This window comes from Chamaesiphon sp. OTE_20_metabat_361, assembly GCF_031364565.1.
Genome location: NZ_JANLWO010000828.1, coordinates 1 through 3,319 on the forward strand (window position 1 = coordinate 1; position 3,319 = coordinate 3,319).

The 3,319-nt window shown below is 45.5% G+C and carries 4 protein-coding genes; all 4 read right to left on the reverse strand.

Annotated elements, in window-relative coordinates; genetic code table 11:
- Positions 1–173 precede the first annotated feature (173 nt).
- Positions 174–398, reverse strand: a complete 225-nt coding sequence (locus RMO35_RS23210) for a hypothetical protein (protein WP_309744788.1) — start codon at positions 396–398, stop codon at positions 174–176.
- A 547-nt stretch (positions 399–945) separates the two neighbouring features.
- On the reverse strand, positions 946–2,292 hold the full coding sequence (locus tag RMO35_RS23215) for a deoxyguanosinetriphosphate triphosphohydrolase (protein WP_309744790.1): 1,347 nt from the start codon (positions 2,290–2,292) through the stop codon (positions 946–948).
- 156 nt (positions 2,293–2,448) lie between these two features.
- Positions 2,449–2,571: a hypothetical protein gene (locus RMO35_RS23220; protein ID WP_309744792.1), complete on the reverse strand. Its 123-nt coding sequence runs from the start codon at positions 2,569–2,571 to the stop codon at positions 2,449–2,451.
- Positions 2,549–3,319, reverse strand: a 771-nt coding sequence (locus RMO35_RS23225) for an EndoU domain-containing protein (RefSeq protein WP_309744794.1), incomplete at its 5' end; no start/stop codon positions are given. The genes RMO35_RS23225 and RMO35_RS23220, both read right to left, overlap by 23 nt.

Consider the following 3,319-nt stretch of genomic DNA (forward strand, 5'->3'; position numbering starts at 1 on the left):
CGATTGCACCGCTAGCTAGCATAATGCCAAACCAAACAGGAGTCAGGTGTTTCATGATTGTGGAGAAGATGCAGGAGAAGAAATTCTGTGTTTAACAATATCATCTTAGTGGCTAGATGTAAGCCCATCTAAATATTACTAAAACTTATTATTAGTTCAGCAACGCCGTAATTCTAATCGATACAGGTGAGAACTCCTTCCTGGGTACCGCCGCTCATCGGACGCACCACGATCGTCGGTTTCAGTCCGGGATAACAGCGTACCAAGACTCGATCGCTACTGCGGGTGAGATACAGCACGTTAATCGGTTTACCATTGAGCTTGGATATGACTAAACTCGGTGGCGCTGGAGCGGTTGCAATTACTGGGATCGAAATCCCCACAACTAGTAGTGTCATTCCCATAAGCGATCGCCACCGAGCTAGAAAATTTGTAAGCATCATCTCTACCCTATATCTGGGAGTTAATTTCGTACTGCTCTTAATTAATCCAAGTTGCTAGCTATAACCTCAGCGGTTAGAAACCGCTGCTCATAGTGCAAAGTCCGCCTGTCTTGAAAAGGTGCTCTACTTGCGGCGTTTTCTTATTCGGGGGTTCCCCCCGAATAAGAAAACGACAAGACAGGGGAAACCCCAAGACCGCACTTTTCGCTACGCGGACTAACAAACTAGTCCGCGTAGCGACGCGCGCTCCTCGGGTTTCCCGAGGGTTTAGCGCGTCAAGACAGCGGCGTTTTTATGTCTAGGGTTCCCCCCGTCTTGGCGTTTTTTATGCGGGGGGAACCCCCGCATAAAACGCCGCCGAATAAGAAAACGACAAGACAGGCGGACTTTGCAACACTAGCCACGATTTGCGGCTCGCGCTCCTCGGGTTTCCCGAGGGTTTAGCGCGTCAAGACACAATCGTAGGCATCTAGATCGATAGCAACTTGGATTAGTTAACATTTTAGCGCTCGGCACCATTCATTGCGGCAAGTTGCTTGGTAATACTGACTGCATAATTGTCAGTCATCCCCGAGATAAAATCGATCGCGTGCATATAAGCATGATGCAAAGACCACTCTTGTTTTGGTTGATGGCTGCCCATTAAATTCAGGATTTGCCGAGATTTTTTGCTCACCATATCCCCATCTTGAGTGCTGTATAAATCATATGTGGCAGTAATAAAGGCATCGAGTAAAATATCGATCGTGGCATGAGAACCAACTTCGATTTCGAGCTTGCGCGGTCGATCGAAAATTTGAGATTTAGCCATATTTTTGGCAGTATAAATACATTCCTTAATGCGACCCCCACACGCACCAATCAGATCGTCATACTCGAAATTTCCGGTTAAAAGATTGTCTTGTTGCTGCATGAAAGTATCGACAACTCCCTCAATGAGAATATTCATTGCTTTACCTCGGGCGATCGCGATCGTCCGCCTGAGTAATTCCGTGCCCGTACAACTTGCATGTAATGGTGGAATCGTCTTAAAATCAAAGATAATTTCAAGAATATCGATCGCTTCATCATAAGTAATATAACCCATCTCGATCCCATCTTCGAGGTCGATTAGCGCGTAACAAATATCATCGGCTGCTTCCATTAAATATGCCAATGGATGGCGACACCAAGCCGTTGTCGATCGCTGAATCAAGCCGAGTTCGCTAGCTATTTCGGTCAGACTTTCGCGTTCGGTGAGATTGCAGCCGTATTTCTTTTTACCACTTTTGTAGATAAAATCTGATGTCCACGGGTATTTTAAAAAGGTGCCTAATGTAGCATAAGTCAGCCGCATTCCGCCTTCAAATAAATAATATTCCAGCTTGGTAATTACTCGCAATCCTTGCGCGTTGCCTTCAAAATATTGAAACTCATGTAACTCGGCAGCGGTTAAATCTTGGAGAATTTCTCGCTGGGTATTCGCTCTAAACCAATTGCGAATCGCTTCCTCGCCGGAATGTCCGAACGGTGGATTCCCAATATCATGAGCCAGACAAGCTGCTTGGACGATATCGCCAACATCAGATGGCTCGATCCCGATCGATCTTAATTCTGGTGCTAATCTTTGCCCGACTTTTGTACCCAAACTTCTCCCCACCGATGAAACCTCTAAACTATGAGATAAGCGGGTGTGAATGTTATCATTTTCGGGGAGGGGATGGACTTGAGTTTTATGGTTGAGCCGCCGAAACGCACTAGAAAAAATAATCCGATCGATATCTTTTTGAAAATGACTGCGCCCGACTTCATGTTGTTCTGGCTGAATTACACCATCTCTTTTACGAGAAAAAAGCTGTGCCCATTGCATTCGCTCCATTATTCAAAGTCACCTTGCTGATGGATTTTGTTAGTGCATCTGAGTAAAAGCATCGCTATTTTTTACTTTAACTTGCGATTGATAGTACATTCGGTTACGAACGAGCGACGGATCTCTATCATAACAATTACAGCTAGATTATTTCCACTAATCTTCCCACCGCTCGGCAAAAGCTTGTTTGAGTTCAGCTAAATAAGCATTAGTTCTAATCTTCACCATCCAGATATCTGCTCCACCAGTGCCACTTTTAACGATCGGGTGGAGTTGCATCAGGATAAAAAGTGACGATCGCGTTATCTTCTTTGACGAGTACGGCTGTATAAGTATGTCCTGAATCTGCATCGACAACCGGAAAAGTGTAGACGGATCTCTGGCGAGTGGTCTTTTTGAATGCGACGGTAGCGGCAATTAATAGTTCTATCGCGTCGGTTACTAACGCATAACCATTGCGCCGATCGTAGATAACTCGATCGCCATATTTCACCAAGACACCGAGGGTATAAACTACCCCGGCGATCGCTTCTTCTTGGTGCTGATTATCGGGTAATTTTCCTGCTAAGCCTTGCTCTTGCAACTGCAAATATCTCCCGACATAGTGCATCCCCTTCAGTTTGCCATCATGAATATTTCCACAAAATATATGCTCGAAACCATGACGATCGAACCAGATTTTAGTTAAGTCTGCGAGAAATTCGGCAGCGGTATTTCGACCGGGAAAAATCTCACCTTTGACTGCGGTTTTAATCCGCTCTAGTACCTGCGGATGTGCGGTAAGTAACGCTTGAAAATCCTCTACACGGGCGCGATTTCCCAGATTACCGCAAACTTGCAAGACATCGCGATCGAAAGGCGATAAATCCGGTGGTAGCGGTGTCATATCGACAGTTCCGCCTTGGGAAAGCTGCGGAAATTCGGGATTATCGAGCCGATCGAAAAATGGGGGTAAGTTTTTTTTGCGGAGTCTAGGTTTTTCCATCGATCTCGATCGATTCGTTTGCGAAACATCTCTACCAAATCG

Coding starts and splice junctions, on each gene's coding strand:
- RMO35_RS23215 (WP_309744790.1), bottom strand. CDS start 2,292: ATGCAATGGGCACAGCTTTTTTCTCGTAAAAGAGATGGTGTAATTCAG.
- RMO35_RS23210 (WP_309744788.1), bottom strand. CDS start 398: ATGACACTACTAGTTGTGGGGATTTCGATCCCAGTAATTGCAACCGCT.
- RMO35_RS23220 (WP_309744792.1), bottom strand. CDS start 2,571: ATGCAACTCCACCCGATCGTTAAAAGTGGCACTGGTGGAGCAGATATC.